General features: G+C 68.1%; 20 protein-coding genes. 16 read left to right on the top strand and 4 right to left on the bottom strand.

All coding sequences use genetic code 11. The annotated features are described in order from the left end of the window. Positions 1 to 117: 117 nt before the first annotated feature. Positions 118 to 615, bottom strand: coding sequence for a flavodoxin family protein (locus tag KHY18_RS17370; protein ID WP_213302592.1), 498 nt, complete (start codon positions 613 to 615; stop codon positions 118 to 120). Between the two features lie 126 nt (positions 616 to 741). Between KHY18_RS17370 and KHY18_RS17365 the strand changes: the two genes are divergently transcribed. The 3 genes from KHY18_RS17365 to KHY18_RS17355 all read left to right on the top strand — a co-directional run bounded on the left by KHY18_RS17365 (position 742) and on the right by KHY18_RS17355 (position 4,930). After that, on the top strand, positions 742 to 1,284 hold the full coding sequence (locus KHY18_RS17365) for a sigma-70 family RNA polymerase sigma factor (protein WP_213302590.1): 543 nt from the start codon (positions 742 to 744) through the stop codon (positions 1,282 to 1,284). Beyond that, positions 1,281 to 2,261 carry a FecR family protein gene (locus KHY18_RS17360; RefSeq protein ID WP_213302588.1) on the top strand — a complete coding sequence of 327 codons (981 nt, stop codon included), beginning with the start codon at positions 1,281 to 1,283 and terminating at the stop codon, positions 2,259 to 2,261. Before KHY18_RS17365 ends, KHY18_RS17360 begins: the two co-directional genes overlap by 4 nt. 104 nt (positions 2,262 to 2,365) lie before the next feature. Continuing rightward, positions 2,366 to 4,930: a TonB-dependent siderophore receptor gene (locus tag KHY18_RS17355; RefSeq protein ID WP_213302586.1), complete on the top strand. Its 2,565-nt coding sequence runs from the start codon at positions 2,366 to 2,368 to the stop codon at positions 4,928 to 4,930. Between the two features lie 23 nt (positions 4,931 to 4,953). Here KHY18_RS17355 and KHY18_RS17350 read toward each other — a convergent pair whose 3' ends face one another. Together KHY18_RS17350 and KHY18_RS17345 are read right to left on the bottom strand one after the other, a co-directional pair. Then, positions 4,954 to 5,274, bottom strand: a complete 321-nt coding sequence (locus tag KHY18_RS17350; protein ID WP_213302584.1) for a hypothetical protein — start codon at positions 5,272 to 5,274, stop codon at positions 4,954 to 4,956. Between the two features lie 259 nt (positions 5,275 to 5,533). Beyond that, positions 5,534 to 5,992, bottom strand: a complete 459-nt coding sequence (locus KHY18_RS17345) for a VOC family protein (RefSeq protein WP_213302581.1) — start codon at positions 5,990 to 5,992, stop codon at positions 5,534 to 5,536. A gap of 246 nt (positions 5,993 to 6,238) precedes the next feature. Between KHY18_RS17345 and KHY18_RS17340 the strand changes: the two genes are divergently transcribed. The 4 genes from KHY18_RS17340 (at position 6,239) to KHY18_RS17325 (ending at position 11,280) form a co-directional block, all read left to right on the top strand. Then, positions 6,239 to 6,874 (top strand): TetR/AcrR family transcriptional regulator, encoded by a 636-nt coding sequence (locus tag KHY18_RS17340; RefSeq protein ID WP_213302577.1) that lies wholly within the window; start codon positions 6,239 to 6,241, stop codon positions 6,872 to 6,874. A 22-nt stretch (positions 6,875 to 6,896) separates the two neighbouring features. Beyond that, complete coding sequence (locus tag KHY18_RS17335; protein ID WP_213302574.1) at positions 6,897 to 7,886, top strand: Bug family tripartite tricarboxylate transporter substrate binding protein; 990 nt, start codon at positions 6,897 to 6,899, stop codon at positions 7,884 to 7,886. Beyond that, positions 7,883 to 9,307: a carboxylesterase/lipase family protein gene (locus KHY18_RS17330; protein WP_213302571.1), complete on the top strand. Its 1,425-nt coding sequence runs from the start codon at positions 7,883 to 7,885 to the stop codon at positions 9,305 to 9,307. The genes KHY18_RS17335 and KHY18_RS17330 overlap by 4 nt, the downstream gene beginning before the upstream one ends. 134 nt (positions 9,308 to 9,441) lie before the next feature. Beyond that, complete coding sequence (locus tag KHY18_RS17325; protein WP_213302568.1) at positions 9,442 to 11,280, top strand: methyl-accepting chemotaxis protein; 1,839 nt, start codon at positions 9,442 to 9,444, stop codon at positions 11,278 to 11,280. Between the two features lie 120 nt (positions 11,281 to 11,400). Here the strand turns inward: KHY18_RS17325 and KHY18_RS17320 are convergent, their stop codons facing one another. After that, positions 11,401 to 12,432 carry a porin gene (locus KHY18_RS17320; RefSeq protein WP_213302566.1) on the bottom strand — a complete coding sequence of 344 codons (1,032 nt, stop codon included), beginning with the start codon at positions 12,430 to 12,432 and terminating at the stop codon, positions 11,401 to 11,403. 291 nt (positions 12,433 to 12,723) lie between these two features. On the opposite strand from KHY18_RS17320, the gene KHY18_RS17315 reads away from it, so the two are divergent. The 9 genes from KHY18_RS17315 to KHY18_RS17275 all read left to right on the top strand — a co-directional run. Continuing rightward, the gene (locus KHY18_RS17315) at positions 12,724 to 13,908 is read left to right on the top strand and encodes a CaiB/BaiF CoA transferase family protein (protein ID WP_213302564.1); all 1,185 of its coding nucleotides are present in this window, start codon (positions 12,724 to 12,726) and stop codon (positions 13,906 to 13,908) included. Positions 13,909 to 13,938: 30 nt separating this feature from the next. After that, positions 13,939 to 14,967 carry an AraC family transcriptional regulator gene (locus KHY18_RS17310; RefSeq protein WP_213302562.1) on the top strand — a complete coding sequence of 343 codons (1,029 nt, stop codon included), beginning with the start codon at positions 13,939 to 13,941 and terminating at the stop codon, positions 14,965 to 14,967. 114 nt (positions 14,968 to 15,081) lie between these two features. Continuing rightward, positions 15,082 to 16,272, top strand: a complete 1,191-nt coding sequence (locus KHY18_RS17305; protein WP_213302560.1) for a lipid-transfer protein — start codon at positions 15,082 to 15,084, stop codon at positions 16,270 to 16,272. Next, on the top strand, positions 16,269 to 16,712 hold the full coding sequence (locus tag KHY18_RS17300) for a MaoC family dehydratase N-terminal domain-containing protein (protein ID WP_213302558.1): 444 nt from the start codon (positions 16,269 to 16,271) through the stop codon (positions 16,710 to 16,712). The genes KHY18_RS17305 and KHY18_RS17300 overlap by 4 nt, the downstream gene beginning before the upstream one ends. 14 nt (positions 16,713 to 16,726) lie before the next feature. Further along, entirely contained in the window at positions 16,727 to 17,149 is a 423-nt protein-coding gene (locus KHY18_RS17295; RefSeq protein ID WP_213302554.1) for a MaoC/PaaZ C-terminal domain-containing protein, read from the top strand. A 30-nt stretch (positions 17,150 to 17,179) separates the two neighbouring features. Beyond that, entirely contained in the window at positions 17,180 to 18,004 is an 825-nt protein-coding gene (locus tag KHY18_RS17290; protein ID WP_213302551.1) for an SDR family NAD(P)-dependent oxidoreductase, read from the top strand. A 10-nt stretch (positions 18,005 to 18,014) separates the two neighbouring features. Beyond that, on the top strand, positions 18,015 to 19,175 hold the full coding sequence (locus tag KHY18_RS17285; RefSeq protein ID WP_213302548.1) for an acyl-CoA dehydrogenase family protein: 1,161 nt from the start codon (positions 18,015 to 18,017) through the stop codon (positions 19,173 to 19,175). A gap of 17 nt (positions 19,176 to 19,192) precedes the next feature. After that, entirely contained in the window at positions 19,193 to 21,289 is a 2,097-nt protein-coding gene (locus tag KHY18_RS17280) for a long-chain-fatty-acid--CoA ligase (protein WP_213302545.1), read from the top strand. A gap of 52 nt (positions 21,290 to 21,341) precedes the next feature. Next, on the top strand, positions 21,342 to 22,605 hold a 1,264-nt coding region (locus tag KHY18_RS17275), incomplete at its 3' end, for a class I adenylate-forming enzyme family protein (protein ID WP_213302543.1).

Raw genomic sequence — 22,605 nt, 5'->3', positions numbered from 1 at the left:
TCATAGTTTTACCGCCGTTTGCCAAAATCGACCGCCTTCTAAGTCATTGATCTATTTGACAAAAAAAGCTGTTTCTTGAGAGCCTTCCTCGGCAGCCTACAGAACGAAATATGCCGACTAGAACACCCCCATCCCGAGCCCCGCCGCCATGGCCTCGCCCAGCGCCCGGCATTGCGCCAGATCTTCAGCAGCGATGCGCTTGGGCGCGAGGATGGCTTCCGGCGTCTGTGCATGCGTGCAGACGATCAGCGGCTCGGCCACGGCCTTGAGGCGCCAGCCGGTGGCGATGCGCGCGATCTGGCGCGCGGCATTGCTGCCGTCGCTGCCCGCGCAGATCAGGCTCGCGTAGGGGCGGCCGTTGATGCGTTCGAGCGCGCCGTAATAGCTGCGGTCGAAGAAATCCTTGAGCTGGCCGCTGATCGCCGCGAGGTTTTCGGGCGTGGCGAAGAGATAGCCGTCGGCCGCGAGCACATCGTCGGCGCCCGCGTCGCGCGCGTGCAGCAGGCGCACGGTGACGCTGGCTTCGGCCGCCGCGCCATCGTGCGCTGCCTGGGCCATCTGGCGCGTGCCGTCGGTGAGCGAGTGGTAGACGATGAGCAGAGTCTTGCGGTCCATATGCCAAGCATAGTCGCTGCGCGCCCGCTGTTGTATGCGCGCTGCACTCGCCGCCAAGGTCACGGAAAAGACTTATTGCAATAAGAATACATCTCATTTGCAAGAAGCTTGTCCGTCGCCGACCCCGTGCCGTCTCCTCTCCCCACCCCCGACCTGCAGACCTTGTATGTTTCGCACCATCCCTGGCTGCTGGGGTGGCTGCGCCGCAAGCTGCATTGCCCGCACAACGCAGCCGATGTGGCGCACGACACGTTCGAACGCATTCTTGTGGCGTTGCAGCGCGGCACGCTGGAGAACCTCGCAGCGCTGCGCGAGCCGCGCGCGTTTCTCACCACCACGGCCACGCGCATCGTGATCAGCCAGGCGCGCCGGCGCGAAGTCGAACGCGCCTGCCTTGAAGCCCTGGCCATGGTCGCTCCGCTGGAGTGCGAAGTGGCCGCGCCCGATCAGCTGCTGCAGGCCGTGCAGACGCTGGTCGCGCTGGCTGCGCTGCTCGACGGGCTTTCCGACAAGGCGCGCCAGGCGTTCCTGCTGTACCGCCTCGAAGAAATGCCCCAGGCCGACATCGCCGCGCTGCTGGGCGTTTCGGTCAGCCGCGTCAAACAATATGTGGCCCAGGCCATGGTGCATTGCTACGCGGTGCAGCACGGCATGGCCGCGGCGCGATGACCGAGCCCACGCGGGCGATGGTGGAGCGCGCGGCGTTCTGGATAGGGCAGCTGCACGCGCCCGAGGCCACGGACGCCGAGCGCGCGGCCTGCGCGCGCTGGCGCAGCGAACACCCGGCGCACGAAGTCGCATGGCAGCGCATGTGCGCGCTGTGGGACGGCTTTGGCGACTCGGCGGGCCTGCCGCGCGCGGCCACACGCGCCGCGATCGATGCCGGCACGGCCGCGGCCGCGCATGCACGCCGGCGTCTGCGCCAGCGCGCCGTCGCGGCCTGGAGCGCTGGCACCGTCCTGGTCTTGCTGGCGCTGACCGCGCCCATGCAGCAGCCCGTGGCCTACTGGCTCGCTGATGTACGCAGCGGCGCGGGCGAGCGCCGCGTGGTGCAACTGCCCGACGACAGCCGCATCACGCTCGACAGCGGCTCGGCGGCCGATGTGCGCTATGGCGCCGACGCCCGGCGCATTGTGCTGCGCCAGGGCGCGGTGCTGGTCGATGTGGCGCGCGACCCCGCGCGGCCTTTCCTGGTCGAGACGCCGCAAGGCACGGCGCGCGCGTTGGGCACGCGCTATATCGTGAGCCGCGAAGCCGATTCGACGCTGGTGGCGGTGCTCGAATCGCAAGTCGAGGTCTGCGCCTTCACTGGCGTGGATTGCCGTCAGCTGCGGCCCGGACAGCAGCTGCGCCTGGACGCCAAGGGCCTGGGCACTGTCGAGACGCGCGACGCCGCGGACACAGATGCCTGGACCCAGAACCAGTGGGCTGTCGAAAACCGGCCCGTGGCCGAGGTGCTGGCGGTGCTCGAACGCCACCGGCCTGGCCGCATACGCTTCGACGCCCAGGCGCTCGAAGGTCTGCGGGTTTCGGGCGTTTTTCCGCTCGACGACACCGATCGCGCGCTCGATGTGCTGGCCGCGACCTTGCCCTTGCGCGTGGCGCGCTACACGCCGTGGTGGGTGGTGGTGCAGCGCAAGCCCTAGACCCATAGACTTTTTTTCGCCCGGCCCTGTCCCTGGGCGCGCGCCGTGCGTCATGACTCCTGAAGAACCACTTTTTTGCAAAGACTATTCAGGAGCATTTTCCAATGCCTGGCTGCCATTCCCTGCCTAACCATGAGATTTCGCGGCTCACGCCGCTCGCGCTGGCCGCTGCGCTGGCGCTGGGCGTGTCCCTGCATACGGGCGCCGTCGCCCAGACCACGCCGCCCGCGCAGCAACGCACGGCGTTCGACATTCCCGCAGGCCCGCTGACCCCGGCGCTCAACCGCTTCGCCCAGCGCCTGGGCGTGACGCTGGCATTCGAGCCCACGCTGGCCGAAGGCAAGACGACGCAAGGCGTGCGCGGCAGCCACAGCATTCAATCGGGCTTTGCCGATCTGCTGGCCGGCACCGGCCTCAAGGCGTCGATGACCGCGCCCGGTGTCTATACGCTGCGCTCCGACGCGGCCGATACCGTGACGCCGCCGGTCCCTGCAGCGCCCTCCGACTACACCTTGCGCGAAGTGCGCGTGGCCGCGCGCCGCCTGGGCGAGACCGAAGGCTCGGCCTCGTACACCAGCGATGCGATCACCGTGGGCAAGACCGCGCAGGCGATGCGCGAAATGCCGCAGTCGGTTTCGGTCATCACCAAGCAACGCCTCGAAGACCAGAACATCACCGACCTGGGCGCGGCCGCCGATCAGGCCGTGGGCATCACGGTGCAGGACCAGAACACGCGCCTGCCCAATATCTACTCGCGCGGCTTTCTGATCGACAGCATCCAGCTCGACGGCGGCTCGCCGATGTTCACCGGCCACTACGCCAATGTCGCCTACGACATGGCCGAATACGACCGCGTGGAGCTGCTGCGCGGCGCTGCCGGCCTGCTCAACGGCACGGGCAATCCCGGCGGCGCGATCAACCTGGTGCGCAAGATGCCCACGGCGACGCCGCAATACAGCTTCACTGCCTCGGCCGGCCGCTGGAGCAACTACCGCACCGAGTTCGACGCCTCGGGCCCGCTGGCCTTCGATGGCAAATTGCGCGGGCGCGCCGTGGTCGCCTATGAAAACCGCGACTACTTCGTCGATCGCCGTTCCGTGGAAAAGCCGCTGTTCTATGGCGTGCTTGAAGCCGACCTTGGCCCGGCCGCGACGCTGGCGCTGGGTGCGCGCGAGCAGCGCATTCACGAGAACGGCACGACGTCCTGGCTGCCGCGTTACAGCAACGGCGGCGATCTGCGCCTGCCGCGCAACACGGGCCTGACCACCGACTGGTCGTTCCTCGACGGCACTTCGAAGGAGGTGTTCGCCAAGCTGACCTGGCGCCTCGCGGATCGCTGGACCCTGCGCGCCAACGCCACGCAGGCGCGCCAGCAGGGCCTGGCCTATGGCGCGTTCGGCTTCGGCGCGGTCGATCCGCTGACCGGCAAGGGCCACACCTGGGGCGGCACGCCGCAGTGGTACCAGAACAAGCAGAACATGATCGACGTGAACGTCAGCGGCGCGTTCGATCTGCTGGGCCGCACGCACGAAGTGCTGTTCGGCGTCGATGCCCAGGACATCACCAGCCGCTGGAAAGGCAGCACCTTCAGCCCGGACGTGGGCCTGCCCGTCGATCTGTTCAATCTCGACCCCGGTCTGTGGGCCCGGCCCACGGCCAACGATTGGGTGCGCGACTACAACCCGAACCAGCAGCGCCAGGTGGGCGCCTACGGCACCTTGCGACTCGAGGTCGCTGACGGCACGAAGCTCATCGTCGGCGCGCGCGTCAATCGCTTCAAGTACGACCAGCAATACATGACGCGCACCAATGGCAGCGGCGACTTCGACGCCAGCGCGCCCTGGGCGCTGGCCGCCGCGACCCAGTACAAGGAGCCGACCAAGGTCACGCCGTTCGCCGGCATCGTGCATGACATCAACGCCAACTGGTCGGCCTATGCCAGCTATGCCGAAATCTTCAAGCCCCAGGCCAACCTCAAGGCCGGGCCCGCGCCCGGAACAGGCCTCAAGCCGGCGCGCGGCTCGAACACCGAAATCGGCGTCAAGGGCGAGCTGCTCGATGGCAAGCTCAATACCGCGTTCGCGCTGTACCGCATCGAGCAGGAAGGCAACGGCATCGCCGATCCGCGCTACCCCACCGAGACCATCCTGTACGCGGGCAGCTGCTGTTATCTGGCTTCGGGCAAGGTGATCAGCCAGGGCCTGGACGCCGAAGTGAACGGCGAGATCGCGCGCGGCGTCAACATCTACGCCGGCTACACCTACAACAACAACCGCAACAAGACCACCAACGCGGTGCTCAGCTCGATCACGCCCAAGCACTCGGTGAAGTTGTGGGGCACCTGGCAGCTGCCGGGCGACGCCTCGGCCTGGAAGCTGGGCGCGGGCGCCACGGTGCAGAGCACGCAATACGTGTCAGGCACGGCCAGCACGCGCAACGCCGCGACCGGGCTCTACAACGGCCCGTCGGTGCCGTTCCGCTACACGCAAGGCGGCTACACGGTCTGGAACATGTCGGTGGCATACCAGATCGACCCGCAATGGTCGCTGACGCTCAACGTCAACAACGTGTTCGACAAGTGGTACTACCGCACCGTCGGCAGCTCTGCCTCGGGCAACTACTACGGCGAGCCGCGCAACGCGATGCTCACGCTGCGCGGCAAGTTCTGAGCGCAGGCGCGGATGCGCGCCGCTCAGAACCCGCTCTCGCGAATCACCACCGCCAGCCCGTTCTGCAGCACATGCCACAGCCAGCTGCTGCGCTCGGCGCTGATGTGTGCCATGCCGCGCATCTCGCGCTCCTGCGGCAAGGGCTCGCGCAGCAGCAGGCGCACGCGGTACATGGGCCGCAACGGCACGGCCTGCTTTTCATGCGGCTGGGTGGCGATGCTGCCGCCGTGGCGCGCGTCGAGCATGGCGTAGGGCAGTTGCTGGCTGCGCGTGCTGTCGACATCCAGCACCGTGGCGTCGACCGGGCTGCCGCGGTGCTGCGCCTGTGATGCGCGCAGCGCCAACGCGGCCGGAGATGGTGGATCGGGCCGCTGGTGTCGGGAAGGGGATGGGTGTCTGCCGTCAGGGCGCGGCGGCCTGTGGGTCAGATGGCGTGATGCGACGGTGTCTTGCCGCCGTCATGGACTGATCCACTGCGATACAGGATGGTCTTGGGCCGCGACCGGGGTCCGCGCTGCGCCAGAGCCTGCGTCGGGCTCTGGGTGTTACAGCAACTGCGCCCGCGCCATGGGCATGGGCGGCTGGGCCCGCAGCGCAGCGAACTCAGGATGGCAGAGGAATGGCTTCGCCGTTGACTGCCCAGCTCACGCCGAAGCGATCGGTCAGCATGCCAAAGGTCTTGGCCCAGAACGAGGGCGCGAGCGGCATGGTGATCTGGCCGCCTTCGGCCAGCGCCGCAAAGGCGGTTTCGGCTTGTTCGACGCTGTCGTATTCCAGCGTCAGCATCACGCCCTTGATGCCGTCGAAAGGCGTTCCGGGCGGCATGTCGCCGGCAAACAGCAGCGCGCCTCCGGGCAGCACCAGGCTGGCGTGCATGATGCCGTCGCCCGAGGGGGCGGGCTGACCGCCGCAGCTCTCGGCGGCTGAGCCTGCGGGCGGCGTCGGCATGTCTGCGTAGCTCATCATCGCCTGGATCTTGGCGTCCAGCGCTTTTTCGTAGAAGGCGAAGGCTTCGCGCGTCGTGCCGTCGAAGCTCAGGTAGGGGGTCAGGGTGGTGGTCACACAAGTCTCCTTTGTGCCGACTTTGCAAGGCCGGTATGGGGCAGTGTATCCGCGCCGCGGCGGTGCCGTCCAATGCCATGCTGACGCTGCACCCCGCGCCAGACTTGCGCTGCGTGACCCGCTTGCTGTTGCGCCAGCCGAGCATGCCGTGGCGCCGGAAACAGCGCGGCCCGGCATCGGGTATCCCCTGTATAGCCCGGCGTTCCCTCTTATTTACATTACGTTTGAAATGCGAAATGTAAATTCATGAACCAGCCCGCCATTCCGTCACGCCGCAGCCAGGCGCAACGCAGTGCCGCCACGCGCCAGCACCTGATCGACACGGCGATCGACGTCATCGAGCGGCGCAGCCTCGAAGATGTGTCTATCCACGAAATTGCGCGCAGCGCGGGAATGACGTCGGGCGCGGTGCAGCACCATTTCGAGTCCAAGGCGGTGCTGATGATGAACATCCTGAGCGCGCTGCTGCACGCCCAGATGGATGCCGGCGCGCTCTGGCCTGCGGCCGATCTGAGCGCGCGCGAGCGCGCGACACGCTTCGTCGACACGGCCTGGGGGCTGATCTATGCGCAGCCGCGCTTCATCGTCGCCTGGAACATCTACCTCGGCAGCCGCAGCCAGCCCGAAATCCTGCAGCATGTCGCGAGCCTGCGTGCGCAACTCGGCCAGCAGCTCGAGGCGGGTTTCTTCGATGCATTTCCCGAACTGGCGGCGGCGCCGGACCGCCAGGCATTTCTGGGCCTGGTGTTTTCCGCCTTGCGCGGACTGGGCCTGCTGCAACTGTTTCCCGCTGCGGCGCAGCCGCTGCCGCTGGGTCAGCCCGGCGCGCAGCTCGCCTGCCTCGCAGACCTGATCGCCGCGCGTTGCGAGAACGCGCCCTGAATTCCTTCCTCCCCCCAAGCCCATGAAACTCCATGATTCAGCGCTGTCGCGCGCCTGTTTGTTCACCGCTACCGGCCTGCTGTGCGCCGCGGGCGCGTGGGCGCAAGCCTATCCCGCCAAGCCCATTCAGTTGATCGCGCAGCAGCCGCCGGGCAGTGCCTCGGATGCGATGACGCGCATCTGGGCCGATTGCGCGGCGCACGAACTGGGCCAGTCGGTGGTGGTGATGAACAAGCCCGGCGCGAACGGCGTGCTCGCGATCAACGGCCTCAAGGGCCAGGCTGCGGACGGCTATACGCTGATGAGCATAGGCATGTCGCAGATGAGCATCACGCCTTATACCTACCGGCAGCGCCCCTACGATCCCGGCGCCGACTTCGATGGAGTGGCCGTGCTCGGCACGTCGGCGCTGGTGCTCGCCGTACCCACGGGCGAAGGCCTTGCGCGGCTCGCGGATCTGCACAAGCTCGCCAAGGCCACGCCCGGCGGGCTGAACTTCGGCTCGCCCGGCAAAGGCAGCCCCGCGCATCTGCTGACCACGGCGCTGCTCGACAAAATGGGCGCGTCCGGAACGCATGTGCCCTTCGTCGGTGAAGGCGCGGGCGTGACGGCGCTGATCGGCAAGCAGATCCAGGCGATGACGCTGGTGATAGGCACAGCGGCGGCCCAGGTCAAGGCCGGCAGGCTGCATGCGCTCGCGGTGTTCGACACCCAGCGTTCGCCTTTGTTGCCCGATGTGCCCACGGTGGCCGAACTGCTGCCTGCCGCTGCCGATCTCGCGCGGCCGTCCTGGATCGCCATCGTCGCCAAGGCGGGTACGCCCGCGGCCGCGATCGCGCGTCTGGGCGCCGTCACCGAACAGTGCCGCGGCAACGCCCAGTACCGGTCGCGGCTCGAAGCCATGAGCGTGGTGATCACGCCGTCGACACCGGCCGATGTGCGTGCCTGGGCGGCGCGCGACGCCGCGGTCTGGCGCCCGCTGATCGACAGGCTGGGCCTGGTGTCCGAATGAGCGCAGGATCGGACGCCGGCCGCGCTGCGCCCGAAGTCGTGCTGCCCCATGGCGGGCGGCTGCGCGGTGCCTGGGACGGCGAACTGCGCGTGTTCAGGGGCGTGCGCTATGCGCGCGAACCCGTGGGCAGCTTGCGTTTCGAGCCGCCCCAGGCAGAGCCGCCATGGCGGGGCCTGCGCGACGCGACGGAGTTTGGCCCGGTGTCGCCGCAATGGCCGCGCAGCGGTGCGCGCCAGCTCGGGGCCCAGGACAGCCTGCGGCTCAATGTCTGGGCGCCGGCGGTGGCTGCGGGCGAGCGCCTGCCGGTCATGGTATGGGTGCATGGGGGCGGTTTCTTTCGCGGCGGCGCAAACGATGGGCTCTACGACGGCGCATCGTTCGCGCGCCAGGGCCTGGTGTTCGTGTCCATCCAGTACCGGCTCGGCGTGGACGGTTTTGCCGACCTGCCCGCAGCAGCGTCCAACCGGGGCCTGCTGGATCAGATCGCGGCATTGCGCTGGGTGCAGGACTGCATAGGCGTCTGGGGCGGCGATTCGCAGCAGGTCACGGTGTTCGGCCAATCCGCGGGCGCGGGCGCCATCGCCTGCCTGCTGGGCATGCCGCAAAGCCGAGGGCTGTTCCACAGAGCGATCCTGCAAAGTCCCAGCGTGGCCTGCCAGACGCGCGACGAAGCCGCAACGGCGTTGCAGGCGATTGCCGCGCTCGCGGGAGTGGCTCCCACGCGCGCCGCGTTTGCCGAGGCACCGCTGGCGCAACTGCTGCAGGCTGTGCACCATCTCGCGGCCGATCCCGCGCTGCGCCGCGCGCACGGCATCGGCAGTCGCCAGTTCTTTCCGCTGCGCCCGGTCATCGACGGCGAATGCCTGCGAGCCGAGCCGCTGGCGGCGCTTGCCCAGGCCTGGGAAGCGCACCCGCCCGCGCTGCAGCTGCTGGTCGGCCACAACGCCGAGGAAATGCGGCTGTACCATGTGCCGGGCAACGGGCTGGCGCGCATCAGCCAGCAGGATCTGCAGGAATTCGGCGCCGCCACCGGCCTCGCGTGCGAGCCCGCCGCCCACAGCCCCGGCGAGCAGCTGTGCCGGCTGCAGTCGCATTACTACTATGCCGAGCCCGCGCAGCGCCTGGCGCAACTCGCGGGCCGTTGGGCGCAGTCGTCGCACCGCTATGTGTTTGGCTGGCGCTCGCCCCAGTGGGCGGGGCAGCTCGGCGCGGCGCATGGGGTGGAGCTGCCGTTTGTCTTCAACAATCTGGCAGCGCCCACGGCGCAGGAGCTTGCGGGCCGGTCTGCGCCGGCGCAGCTCGCGCAGCGCATGCACGGCGCCTGGGCGCGCTTTGCGCTCACGGGCGACCCGGGCTGGCCGCGCCACGCGGGGGCTGCGCCCTGGACTGAAAGCTTTGACGACCCGGCGGCGGGAGGCTGAACAGCTGTGCTGGGGGCGGGAGGGCGTGGCTTGTAACAAAATTTAGTTGTGCGATTGCTCAAGTCGGTTGCAGGCCTTCCGAAAAAGTGTCGAGTCTCTTTTTTTTGGCCGCCTTCTCACTTCGCGCACTTCGCATGCTTCATACCCTTCGCTCCAAGATTCTCGCCATCAGCACTGCCACCGTGGTGGGCGCGCTCGCGATCACCGGTGCAGCCACCTACACCATCACCCGTGCCAGCACCTTCCAGACGCTGGAGCAGGACCTCGACGCCATCACCGCGGGCAACACCATGGCCATCGACCAGTGGGTCGCGGCCAAGTCCCTGGCCGTCGAGGCCGCGGCGGCCGCCATCGAGCAGGGCGACCCGCGCGAGCTGGCGGCCCACATGGGCAAGGCCAGCGGCTTTCCCATCACCACCGTCGGCTGGCAGGACAAGACTTTCAAGTCCACCACCCAGACAGCGCCCGGCTACGACCCCACGGCGCGCCCCTGGTACAAGGCCGCGGTGCAGGCCGGCAAGCTCACGCTCACCAAGCCCTATGGCGACTCGACCACGGGCGTGGCGTATGTGGCCTTCGTCGCTCCCATGCTCAGGAACGGCACGCTGGAAGGCGTGATCAGCGGCGCCGTGCCGCTCGAGGGCGTGCGCGCCGTGGTCGCGGCCATACGCCCCACGCCCAGCAGCAGCGGTTTTGTGATCAGCACGGACGGTCAGGTGCTGGCCCACGCCGATGCCCAGTTCCTGCTCAAGCCGGCCACCGAACTGTCGCCGCGGCTCACGCCCGCCGCGCTGGGCGCGCTGGCCAAGGCGCAGTCGCCGCTGGCGCTGGAACTGGGCGGGCGCGCGCAATTGCTCAAGGCCAGGCCCGTGGCCGGCACCGACTGGCTGCTGGTCGTGGCGCTGGACGAAGCCGAAGCCACGGCAGGCCTCGACAATCTGCTGCGTACCTTGGCGCTGGCCATCGTCGTGCTGGCGCTGCTGGCCACGGCCGTGGCGGCGGCGCTCACCGCCAAGTCGTTTCGCCGACTGTCGCAGGTACGCGATGCGATGGACAAGATTGGCTCGGGCGGCGGCGACCTGTCGCAGCGCCTGCCCGTGGAAGGCAAGGACGAAGTGGCGCAGATCGGCGCTTCGTTCAACCGCTTCGTGCAGCAGATCGCCAGCGTGCTGCGCGATGTGCGCAACGGCGTCGACTCCATCACCACCGCCACCGACGAAATCAAGGCCGGCAACCTGGACCTGTCCACGCGCACCGAAGACTCGGCCAGCAGCCTGCAGGAAACCTCGGCCGCGCTGTCCCAGCTCACGGCCACCGCGCACCAGTCGGCCGAATCCGCGGCCCAGGCCAAGCGCCTGGCCCATGTCGCCAGCGAATCCGCGGGCCGCGGGCGTGCCACCGTGGGCGGCGCGGTCGACACCATGGACGAGATCGCCCAGTCTTCGGCGCGCATCGGTGAAATCATCGGCGTGATCGACGCCATTGCGTTCCAGACCAATATCCTGGCGCTGAACGCGGCGGTGGAAGCCGCGCGCGCGGGCGAGCAGGGCCGCGGTTTTGCGGTGGTGGCGGCCGAAGTGCGCAGCCTGGCCCACCGCAGCGCCACGGCCGCCAAGGAGATCAAGGCCTTGATCGACGCCTCGGGCGCGAGCGTGCGCACCGGCACGGAACGGGTGCGCGCGGCCGGCGCCACCATGGGCGAGATCGTCGACGGCATAGAGCGCGTGACCCATATCATCGGCGAGATCCATGGCTCCATGACCGAGCAGAGCAGCGGGATTGTGCAGATCAACCAGGCCGTGGCCGAAATGGACCGCGCGACCCAGCAGAACGCGGCCCTGGTGGAGCAGTCCACCGCGGCTTCGGCGGTGCTCAACGAACAGGCCCACCACCTCGCGCATACGGTCAACATGTTCACCCTCGCGCCCGAACATTCGGCCCAGCCCGCCGAGACGCTTGCGCTGACGCGCTGAACGAAAAAGCCCCGCTCTAGGCGGGGCTTGCTTGCAATGGTTTGAACGCTTCCCCACCCGGAGGTCCAGCCTTGCAAGAAAGGCATGCGCTGGCGCGCATACCTTGAAGCGCTGCAGCGCTTAGAAGTTGTGGCGCAGGCCGATTTCGTAGCCGGTCAGCTTCTTGCCGACGTTGGGCGTGGGGCTCAGCGACGAACCCAGCTTGCGGGTGGCCTTGCCGTCGTTCTTGATGTGACCCACGGTCGCGTAGATTTCCGTGCGCTTGGACAGCGCGTAGCCGTAGCCCAGGGCCAGGCGCTGCGAGTCGGCGTCGTTTTGCTTCTTGTCTTCGAACATCGTGTACGCGGCACGCAGTTCGCCTTGGCCCAGAGCCATCTTCAGGCCGAAGCTGTACAGGTCGATGCGCTTGTCGGCGCCGCGGTCCGAAGCGACCAGCACCATGGGCGTGAACGCGCCCAGCTTGTAGGAAGCGCCCAGGTTGAACGTCTTGTAGTCCACGCTTGCAGCGGCCGTGCCACCGCGCACCAGGCCATAGGCGCCGGCAACGTTCAGCGCGCCAGCGGCATAGCCCAGACGCACGCCGGTGTTGCTCGACAGGCTGTTGTTGTCGGCTTGTTCGCCAAAGCTGTGGGTCACTTGACCGTACACGCCGCCGAACTTGGGCAGCAGGTAGCTGATGCTGTTCGAGACGCGCTTGGGATTGGAGCCTTCAGGCGTGCCTGCAGCCGAACCGCTGATCAGGCTGTGGCCGTTGATGGCGCCCATGCCGGCGTCGGCGAACGCATGGAATGTTTCCAGGTTCTGATAGGCGGGCGTCTTGTCGCGGCCCAAGCGCAGTTCACCGAAATTGCCCATCAAGCTGAGGGTAGAGCGGCGGTCGAACTTGAAGCCGGCGGCAGCGCCGTCATCGACGGTCACGCCGCCTTCGAGCCAGAAGCCGGCCTTCAGGCCGCCACCCAGGTCCTCGACACCACGAAAGCCCAGGCGGCTGCTGGAATTGCCGCCGTTGGCCAGGCCCGTGACGCTCTTGCCGGACGTCGACAGATGGGCGACGGAAACGTCGGCCACACCGAAGAGTGTCACGCTGGAGCTTTGTGCCATGGCACCTGTGGCAACGGTGAGGGCGGCAAGGGCGAGGAGTTGTCGTTTCATGCTGTTCAATGTGTAAGTGGAGATGAGAAGGCCCAGGCGCGAAATTGATCGAAACCGAAGTCGCTTTCTTGCTCGGGACTGAATCCATTAAACAAATTGAAGATGAAACAATAGTTACAACCCTTGGTGTGTCAAAAAAACAATACATGGAAAGCATGACAAGCCATTGAGACCATCGTTCCCGGAGCAGCCGTTGATCGTTCCCGCCAATCCGATTCATCCAATCGGCCATCGCGCGCGCGCGGGGCGGTTTCTAGACTGAAGGCCTATCGACGGCACTCTGTTCAGACCATGACTACCCAAAAAACGCCCGCGGGCGAGACCAATGCTCCTCCCCTGGCCGGCGTGCGCGTGCTGGACCTGACCCGGCTGCTGCCCGGACCGGTCTGCTCCATGCATCTGGCCGATCTGGGCGCGGATGTGATCAAGATCGAGGACACCGGCGCCGGCGACTACGCCGCGCCCGCGCTGCGCGCGCTGGTGCACCGCAACAAGCGCGCGCTGCGCCTGGATCTCAAGCAGCCCGAAGGCGTGGCCGTGCTGCAAGCGCTGGCGCGCGACGCCGATGTGCTGATAGAGAGCTTTCGCCCCGGCGTGACCGACCGCCTGGGCGTGGGCTACGAAGCGCTGGCGAGCATCAACCCCAAGCTCGTCTACTGCAGCATCACGGGCTACGGCCAGACCGGACCGCAGCGCCACGAGCCTGGCCATGACCTCAACTACTGTGCGCTGACCGGCGTGACCGATCAGGTCGGGCCGCGCGGCGGCGCGCCGGCACTGTCGAACATTCCCATGGCGGATCTGATCGGCGGCTCGCTGACTTCGGCCATGGGCTTGCTGGCCGCGCTGTTCGACGCGGCGCGCACCGGCCGCGGCCGCCATGTCGACATCGCCATGGCCGACAGCATGCTGGCACATGCCGTGGTGCCCATGGTCACGCTCGCCGTGCATGGCCAGACGCGGCCCGCGGGCACCGACAAGCTGTCCGGCGGACTGCCTTGCTACGCGGTCTACGCGACGCGCGATGCGCGCCATCTCGCGGTCGGGGCGCTGGAGCGCAAGTTCTGGGATCGCTTCTGCGAAGTCATAGGGCGCACCGATTTGCAGGCCCAGCACCAGCCTGTCGATGCCGCGGCCAGCGACGCGCTGCGCGCCGAGTTGACTGAAATCATAGGCTCCCAGACTTTGGCCCACTGGCAGCAGAAGTTCGACGGCACCGAGTGCTGTGTCTCGCCGGTGCTGCGCCTGGAGGAAGCGCTGCAGGCACCGCAGTTTCAGGCGCGCGGCCTGGTGATCGCGCCGCAGCAGGAAGGCGGCGCGACGCAGATCGCGAGCCCGGTGAAGATGACCGGCTACCGTTTCGAGGTACGCCGGCCCGCGCCCCGGCCTGGTGAGCACAACCGCGAAATTCTGCTCGAGGCGGGCTACGATGCCCAGGCCGTCGCGGCGCTGGAGCAGCAGGGGGTGCTAAGGTAATATGGGGCATTGCCCGTGACTTGCCCCACCGTGACCGTCGCCAGTTTCACCCACCACACCATTGCCATTCAGCAGGTCGAACAGATCCTTTTTGGCGCGCGTGAACGGGGGCTGGATGTGCCGCAGTTGCTGCAGCGCGCCGGTATTTCGCCGGCACTGCTGGGCTCGCCGCTGTCGCGCGTGACCAAGGCGCAGTATGCGGCGCTGATCTTCGTGCTGCGGCGCACCTTGCGCGATGAACTGTGGGCGCTGTGCAGTCGCCCGCTGCCGCTGGGCAGCTTCATGCAGGGCTGCGAAATGCTGCTGGCGGCACGCACGCTGGGCGAGGCCATGCAGACGGGCTTGCGTCACTACCGGCTGCTGATCACCGACTTCACGCCGCGCCTGCATGTCAGCGACGGCGTGGCCGGCCTGAAGCTGGTGCCGCGCACGGCGCTCACGCCGTCGCTGGCCTACGCCGAACGCGCATTCTGCTTTCTGGCCTACGGCCTGGCTTCATGGCTGGTGGCGCGCCGCATTCCGCTGATGGCGGTCGACTATCCGCTGTCGCGCCACGGCCTGCACAGCGACGCGGCCACCTTGTTCCAGGCGCCCGTGAGCGATGTCGCACGCTGCACCGGCTGGCGCTTCGACGCGCGTTGGCTCGATCTGCCGGTGGTGCAGAACGAGCAAAGCCTGCGCGAATTCATGCGCCAGGCACCTGCGAGCCTGCTGGTGAAATACCGCGACCAGACCAGCGTGACCGAGCGCATACGCAGCATCCTGCGGCGCGACCTTGCGGGCGCTCTGCCTTCGCTCGAAGACATAGGCCGCCATCTGGCGATGACGCCGCAGACGCTGCGCCGCCGGCTGCGCGACGAAGGCCAGGGCTTTCGCGGCATCAAGGACGACTTGCGGCGTGACGCCGCCATCGGCTATCTCGCGCGCCCCGAACTGACGCTGCCCGAGATTGCCAGCCAGCTCGGCTTCTCCGAAGCCAGCACTTTCCATCGCGCCTTCAAGCATTGGACCGGAGTCGCTCCAGGCGAGTACCGCCAGACCCGTCTGCGCGAACGCTGAAAACTGGCAGTTTCAGCCAAGCAACTTGGTCGTCCGCGCCATTGGAACGGCGCCTGCGTTGATCGATCCTTGATGTCATGCCACCGCGGGTGGTGATTCTCAAGGAAGTTCGAAATGAAACGCAAAGTCTTCGTTGCCGGCGTCGGCATGATTCCCTTCAGCAAACCCGGCAGGAGCGACCCGTACACGGTGATGGGCGAACGCGCCGCGCGCCTGGCCCTGGAAGATGCGGGCGTGCCTTACGCTGAAGTGCAGCAGGCCTATGTGAGCTATGTCTACGGCGACTCCACCGCGGGCCAGGCCGCGATCTACCGCGTGGGCCTGAGCGGCGTGCCGGTGTTCAACCTCAACAACAACTGCTCCAGCGGTTCGAGCGCGCTGTTCCTGGCGCGCCAGGCGGTCGAGAGCGGCATGGTCGAATGCGCGATCGCGCTGGGCTTCGAGCAGATGGTGCCCGGCGCGCTCAAGGGCGCCTACGAAGACCGCCCTTCGCCCATGGCCCGCTTCGCCGACACCATGACCACGCTGCAGGGCTACGACCCCATGGCGCCGCGCGCCGCGCAACTGTTTGGCGGCGCGGGCCGCGACTACATGAAGCAGTACGGCATCCGGCCCGACACCTTTGCGCGCATCTCGGTCAAGGCGCGCCAGCACGCGGCGCGCAACCCCATGGCCGTGTTTCGCGACACCGTGACGCTGGACGAAGTGATGGCCGCGCCCAAGGTGTTCGACCCGCTCACGCGCCTGCAGTGCTGCCCGCCGACATGCGGCGCGGCGGCGGCCATCCTGTGCTCGGAAGACTTCGCGCGCCGCCACGGCCTCGACATGCGCGTGGCGATCGCCGCGCAGGCGATGACCACCGATACGCCCAGCACCTTCGACGCCGGCGACATGCGCCAGATCGTCGGCTACGACATGACGCGCGCCGCGGCCCAGCAGGTCTACGAGGCCGCGGGCATTGGCCCTGAGGACATCGACGTGGTCGAGCTGCACGACTGCTTCACGGCCAACGAATTGATCACCTACGAAGGCCTGGGCCTGACGCCCGAAGGCACGGCCGAGAAGTTCATTCTCGAAGGCGACAACACCTACGGCGGACGCGTCGTGACCAATCCTTCGGGCGGCCTGCTGTCGAAGGGCCATCCGCTGGGCGCGACCGGTCTGGCGCAATGCGCCGAGCTGACCTGGCAGCTGCGCGGCCAGGCCGACCAGCGCCAGGTGGAAGGCGCGCGCTTCGGCCTGCAGCACAACCTGGGCCTGGGCGGGGCCTGCGTGGTGACGCTCTACGAGGCGCAGACGCAATGATCGATCGCCAATACATAGGCCACCGGCTCGCGCCTTTCAGCGTGCCCGTGGAGGCCGGCCGCCTGCGCTTCTTCGCCAAGGCCACGGGCCAGACCGACCCGATCTACAGCGACGAGTCCGCGGCGCGCGCGGCCGGCCATCCGGGCCTGCCGGTGCCGCCTACGTTCCTGTTCTGTCTGGAGATGGACGCGCCCGACCCGGCCGCCGTGCGCGAGCTGCTGGGCCTGGACTACCGCCGGCTGCTCCACGGCGAGCAGCAGTTCACCTACCACGCCGCGGCGCATGCGGGCGACGTGCTGCGCTTCGAGCAATGCATAGAGGACATCTACGAAAAGAAGGGCGGGGCGCTGGAGTTCGTGGTGCGGCGCACGCATGTGAGCAACCAGCATGGAGCGCTGGTGGCCGAGCTGCGCTCCGTCACCGTCATGCGCAACGGCTGAGGAGGGACCAGACCATGAATTCACTTCCCGACTACGACACGCTGCAGGTGGGTGATGCGCTGCCCGCGTTCACCACCGCGCCCATTTCGCGCGTCGCATTGGCGCTGTACTGCGGTGCATCGGGCGACCACAATCCCATCCACGTCGACAGCGACTTCGCCCATGCGGCCGGCCACAAGGATGTGTTCGCCCATGGCATGTTGTCCATGGCCTACCTGGGCCGGCTTTTGACGAACTGGGTGCCGCAGCATGTGCTGCGCGAATACGGCGTGCGCTTCGTCGCGATCACACAGCTGGGCACGCGGGTGCAGTGCCGCGGCACGGTGACCGAGAAGCTGGTGGTCGACGGCGAGCGCCGCGTGCGCCTGGCGCTGGAGACCGTAGACCAGGACGGCCAGGCCCGACTGGCGGGCGACGCCGTCGTCGCTCTGCCCTGACATTCCAAGCAACAACAAGGAGACAAAAAAATGCACAAACTCAACCGCAAAGTGGCGCTGATTTCGGGTTCGGGCCGTGGCATAGGCCGCGAGATCGCGCTCAAGCTGGCCAGCGAAGGTGCGCGCGTCGTGGTCAACGACCTCGATGCCGGACCCGCCAACGAAGTCGTCGCGGAGATACGCGCTGCGGGCGGCGAGGCCGTGGCCTGCATAGGCAGCGTCACGCAGCCGGACTTCGGCCAGCGCTTCGTCGACACCGCGCTGGAAAGCTTCGGCGGCATCGACATCATCGTCAACAACGCCGGCTTCACCTGGGACAACGTCATCCAGAAGATGAGCGATGAACAGTGGGAAGACATTCTCGCGGTGCACCTCACCGCGCCGTTTCGCATCCTGCGCGCGGCCGCCGAATTCATTCGCGAATCGGCCAAGAAGGAGGCCGAGCTGGGCACGCCCGTGTTTCGCAAGGTGGTGAACATCTCGTCGACTTCGGGCGTCTATGGCAACGCAGGCCAGGCCAATTACGCGGCCGCCAAATCCGGCATCAACGGACTGACCAAGGCGCTGGCCAAGGAATGGGGGCGCTACAAGGTCAACGTCAACAGCGTGGCCTTCGGCCTGATCAAGACGCGGCTGACCGAAGCCGACGCCCAGGCCGACGCCAGCATCGATATCGACGGCCGGCGCATCAAGGTCGGCGTGAATCCGCAGATTCTCAAGAACGCCGAGTCGCTGATTCCGCTGGGGCGCGGCGGCACGCCCGAGGAAGCGGCGGGCGCGGTCTACATGTTCTGCATTCCCGAATCGAACTACGTCAGCGGCCAGGTCCTGGTGTGCGGCGGCGGTCGTCCCTGAGGCGCGCGCCATGAGCCTCGCACCCGCGCCGCGTCCCTGGATGGACGCCGAACTGCAGATGCTGCGCGACACCGCGCGGCGTTTCTTCGAAACCGAATGCGTGCCCCACCAGGATGCCTGGGGCCGGCAAAAGCACGCCGACCGCGCCATCTGGCGCCGGGCCGGCGAACTCGGCCTGCTGTGCGCAGGCATTCCCGAGGCCTATGGCGGCGGCGGCGGCAGCTTCCTGCACGAAGCCGTGATCTGCGAGGAGCAGATGCGCGCGCTGATGAACAGCTTCAGCATCAACGTGCACAGCGGCATCGTCGCGCACTACCTTCTGTCGTATGGCAGCGAAGCGCAAAAGCAGCGCTGGCTGCCGCGCATGGCCAGCGGCGAACTGGTCGCGGCGATCGCCATGACCGAGCCCGGCGCGGGCACCGATCTGCAGCGCATCAAGACCAGCGCGGTGCGCGACGGCGACCACTATGTGGTCAACGGCGCCAAGACCTTCATCACCAACGGCCTGCATGCGGGGCTGATCTGCGTCGCGGTGAAGACCGACGCGCAGGCCGGCGCCAAGGGCGTGTCGCTGGTGATGATTGAAACCGACGAGCTGGCGGGCTTTCGCCGCGGCCAGCTGCTCGACAAGATCGGCCAGCAAGGCCAGGACACGGTGGAGCTGTTCTTCAGCGACATGCGCGTGCCCGTGGCCAACCTGCTCGGCGGCGAGGAAGGGCGCGGCTTTGCACAGCTGATGCAGCAGTTGCCGCGCGAACGCCTGCTGCTGGCCATAGGTTCGGCCGCGACCATGCAGCGCGCCGTGGACGACACGCTGGCCTACACCAGCCAGCGGCAGATCTTCGGCGCGGCGCTGATCGAGCTGCAGAACACGCGCTTCAAGCTGGCCGAATGCCAGACCCGCGCGACCATTGCGCGCACGTTCGTCGACGACTGCGTCGCGCGGCTGGCTGCGGGCACGTTCGACGTGCCGACGGCGGCCATGGCCAAGTGGTGGATCACCGACACCACCAGCCAGGTGATCGACGAGTGCCTGCAGCTGCACGGCGGCTACGGCTACATGAGCGAATACCCGATCTCGCGCATGTACACCGATGCGCGCGTGGGCCGTATCTACGGCGGCGCGAACGAGGTCATGAAGGAAATCATCGCCCGGGCGATGACCCGATGAAGCCAGGAGCCGCCTTCATGACGCTTGCTACACCTGTTGCACCCACCACCCCCTGGGCCGCGGCCTGGCCGGCCGGCCTGCCGCGCCAGCTCGAGACACCGCGGCGCACGCTGGCCGACGCGCTCGATGCCGCGGCCGAACGCCACCCCGACAAGCCCGCGCTGCTGTTCTTCGGGCAGGCGACGTCCTTCGCGCAGCTGCGCGCCGATGCCGATGCGCTCGCCGCCCACCTGCAGCAACGGGCCGGCGTGCGCGCCGGCGACCGCGTGCTGTTGCTGAGCCAAAACTGCCCGCAGTTCACGATTGCGTTCCAGGCCATCGTGCGCTGCGGCGCGGTGGTCGTGCCGGTGAACGCGATGTCGACCGCTTCCGAGCTGGACCATTTCATTGCCGACAGCGGCGCGCGCGTGGCGATGCTGGCGCAGGAGCTGCTGCCCGCGGCCCAGGCCGCGCTCGACGACGGGCGGCTGCAGCACGCGGTGGTGCATTGCTATGCCGATGCGCTGGGCGCAGGCGTCGACGCCAGCGCCGACCTGTGCGTGCCCGATGCGGTGTCGGCGCCGCGCCTGGCGCTGACCCATCCACGCGTGGCCGGCTGGGCCGCGGCGCTGGCCGCAGGCGTGCGGCCTTCCACGGTGGCCATTGATGCCGACGACCTGTGCGTTCTGCCCTATACCTCGGGCACCACGGGCCGGCCCAAGGGCTGCATGCACACGCATGCGACGCTGTTGGCCTCGACGCTGGCCGCGGTGCGCTGGCGCGGCCTGCATGCCGATTCGGTGGTGCTGGGGGTGGCGCCGCTGTTCCATCTGCTGGGCATGCAGAACGCCTTGCTGATGCCCATGGCCGTGGGCGCGACCGTGGTGCTGATGCCGCGCTGGGACGCGGCCACGGCGGCGCGGCTGATCGAGCGCGCGCGCGTGAGCGCCTGGGCCGCGCCGCCGGCCATGCTCAACGACTTCTTTGCCCACCCCGAAGCGCAGCAGCGCGATCTGTCCAGCCTGGCCATTCTCAACGGCGGCGGCGCGCCCATGCCCGAGGCGGTGGCCGAGATGCTCAAGTCGCGCTTCGGCCTGAGCTATATCGAAGGCTATGGGCTGACGGAAACCGCGTCGTTCCTGCACTGCAGCCCGCTGGGGCGGGGCAAGCGCCAGTGCCTGGGCATTCCGACGTTCGGTGTCGATTCGCGCATCGTCGATCCCGAGACGCTGGCCGAGCTGCCGCCGGGCCAGACCGGCGAGCTGGTGACCAGCGCCGCGCAGCTGATGCGCGGCTACTGGCGCGACGATGCGGCCAATGCCGCGGCGTTTTTCGAGCGCGACGGGCGGCGCTACTTTCGCACCGGCGACCTGGCCGTGATGGACGACGAAGGCTACTTCTTCCTGCGCGACCGGCTCAAGCGCATGATCAATGTGAGCGGCTTCAAGGTCTGGCCCGCGGAGATCGAAAGCCTGCTGTACGCGCATCCGGCGCTGCACGAAGCCTGCGTGGTCGCCGCGCCCGATGCGCGCCAGGGCGAGTCGGTGCGCGCGGTGGTGGTGTGCCGGCCAGGCGCCGTACTCGATGCGGCGCAGCTCGAGGCCTGGTGCCGGGAGCGCATGGCGGCCTACAAGGTGCCGCGGCGCATCGAGTTCCGCGCCGCGCTGCCCAAGTCGAGCACCGGCAAGGTGCTGTGGCGTGTGCTGCAGGAGGAATGCACGGCCGCGCCGGCACCGGTTGCCGCCCCGGCTTCGGGCCGCGAACGCCATGTGCCGTTTCTCGGCATGCTGGGCATGCGCCGCGAAAGCGTGGGCGACGGGGTGGCGGTCGTGGCACTCGATCTGCATGCGGAGCTGCTCAACAACCATGGCGCAGGCCATGGCGGCGTGGTGATGACGCTGCTCGACAGCGCCATGGCCAACGCCGCGCTGAGCCGCATCGACTTTGCGCGCGAGGTGGTCACCATCGACATGCACATCGGTTTCATGCGCCCGTCGTCGGGCCGGCTGCGCGCCACCGGACGGGCGACCGGCGGCGGCCGCTCGGTGTGCTTTTGCGAGGCCGAGCTGGTCGACGACAGCGGCGAGGTGGTGGCCAAGGCCATGGGCACCTTCCGCTACCGCACACCAGTTTAGGGCGATCACGCCTTTCCTCGTTCCCATAACAAACAACCGCCGGAGACAAACGATGTATCTGACCCAAGGCCTGCACCGCTCGCTGCAACGCCACCCGGACAAAGTCGCGCTGTGCCACATTGCACCGGAAGGCGAGCGCAGCTGGACCTTTGCGCGCCTGATCGACGAAGTCGGCCGCCAGGCCGCGGCGCTGCGCTCGCGCGGCGTGGCGCGCGACGACCGCGTCGCCATCCTCGCGCCCAACGACGACGCCATCATCATCACCATGCTCGCCTGCTGGTGGCTGGGCGCCGTCGCCTGTCCGATGAATGTGCGCTGGAGCGTTCCCGAGCTGCGCCACGCGGTGTCCGACTGCGGCGCGGCGCTGCTGGTCGCCAACCCGGCGTTCACGGCCACGGCCGGCGCGCTGGGCGACATGGTGACCGTCGCCGGCACCGATACCCTGGCCGCCGAGGCGCGCGGCCAGCTGCCGCTCGAGGATGTGCGCGCCGGCGGCGATGCGCTGGCCGCAATCCTCTACACCGGCGGCACCACGGGCCGCTCCAAGGGCGTGATGCTGTCGCACATGAACTTCTGGAGCGCGTCGATGACGCGCGGCGCCGAACTCAACAATGCGCCCGACAGCGTGACGCTGCTGGTGGCGCCGATGTTTCATGTGGCCGGGCTGGGCCGCTTCATCGGGCAGAGCATTGTCGGCGGGGCCTGCATCACGCTGCCTCAGTTCCGCGCCGACGTGGTGCTCGAGGCGATAGAGCGCCACGGCATCTCGGACATCATCGTCGTGCCGACGATGCTGCAGTCGCTGCTCGACGCGCCCGGCTTTTCGCCCGCGCGCGTGCGCAGCCTGGACCGCATCGCGTTTGGTGCCGCGCCCATGCCGCCCGACCTGCTCGACCGTGCGCTCGCGGCCTGGCCGCAGGCCGAGTTCTTCCAGGCCTATGGCCTGACCGAGACGGCCGGCGCGGTCAGCATCAACCTGCCGGTGAACCACCGGGCCGAGGCCATCGCGCGCGGCCTGCTGCGCTCGGTGGGCCGCGCCGGCCTGGGCGCCGAGATCCGCATCGTCGACGCGGGCGGCGGCGACTGCGCGCGCGGCGAGGTCGGCGAACTGGTGGTGCGCGGCCCCATGGTCACGCGCGGCTACTGGAACCTGCCCGAGGTCAGCGCGCAGGCGCTGCGCGACGGCTGGTTCCACACCGGCGACGGCGCACGCATGGATGCCGACGGCTATATCTTCATTGCCGACCGGCTCAAGGACATGATCATCACGGGGGGCGAGAACGTCTACTCGGCCGAGGTCGAGGCCGCGCTGCGCA

Origin of the sequence: Acidovorax sp. CCYZU-2555 (assembly GCF_018413525.1) — a bacterium.
In the GTDB taxonomy this organism is placed as follows: Bacteria; Pseudomonadota; Gammaproteobacteria; order Burkholderiales; family Burkholderiaceae_C; genus Comamonas.
The sequence above is the reverse complement of the archived record's forward strand: the minus strand, read 5'-3'. Positions and strand labels throughout refer to the sequence as shown.

Bases quoted from the DNA above. Each gene is read 5' to 3' on its own strand.
- KHY18_RS17305 (WP_213302560.1), top strand. From the start codon at position 15,082: ATGAAACGCAAAGTCTTCGTTGCCGGCGTCGGCATGATTCCCTTCAGC.
- KHY18_RS17300 (WP_213302558.1), top strand. From the start codon at position 16,269: ATGATCGATCGCCAATACATAGGCCACCGGCTCGCGCCTTTCAGCGTG.
- KHY18_RS17285 (WP_213302548.1), top strand. From the start codon at position 18,015: ATGAGCCTCGCACCCGCGCCGCGTCCCTGGATGGACGCCGAACTGCAG.
- KHY18_RS17370 (WP_213302592.1), bottom strand. From the start codon at position 615: ATGGACCGCAAGACTCTGCTCATCGTCTACCACTCGCTCACCGACGGC.
- KHY18_RS17335 (WP_213302574.1), top strand. From the start codon at position 6,897: ATGAAACTCCATGATTCAGCGCTGTCGCGCGCCTGTTTGTTCACCGCT.
- KHY18_RS17320 (WP_213302566.1), bottom strand. From the start codon at position 12,432: ATGAAACGACAACTCCTCGCCCTTGCCGCCCTCACCGTTGCCACAGGT.
- KHY18_RS17340 (WP_213302577.1), top strand. From the start codon at position 6,239: ATGAACCAGCCCGCCATTCCGTCACGCCGCAGCCAGGCGCAACGCAGT.
- KHY18_RS17330 (WP_213302571.1), top strand. From the start codon at position 7,883: ATGAGCGCAGGATCGGACGCCGGCCGCGCTGCGCCCGAAGTCGTGCTG.
- KHY18_RS17290 (WP_213302551.1), top strand. From the start codon at position 17,180: ATGCACAAACTCAACCGCAAAGTGGCGCTGATTTCGGGTTCGGGCCGT.
- KHY18_RS17315 (WP_213302564.1), top strand. From the start codon at position 12,724: ATGACTACCCAAAAAACGCCCGCGGGCGAGACCAATGCTCCTCCCCTG.
- KHY18_RS17295 (WP_213302554.1), top strand. From the start codon at position 16,727: ATGAATTCACTTCCCGACTACGACACGCTGCAGGTGGGTGATGCGCTG.
- KHY18_RS17280 (WP_213302545.1), top strand. From the start codon at position 19,193: ATGACGCTTGCTACACCTGTTGCACCCACCACCCCCTGGGCCGCGGCC.
- KHY18_RS17360 (WP_213302588.1), top strand. From the start codon at position 1,281: ATGACCGAGCCCACGCGGGCGATGGTGGAGCGCGCGGCGTTCTGGATA.
- KHY18_RS17355 (WP_213302586.1), top strand. From the start codon at position 2,366: ATGCCTGGCTGCCATTCCCTGCCTAACCATGAGATTTCGCGGCTCACG.
- KHY18_RS17325 (WP_213302568.1), top strand. From the start codon at position 9,442: ATGCTTCATACCCTTCGCTCCAAGATTCTCGCCATCAGCACTGCCACC.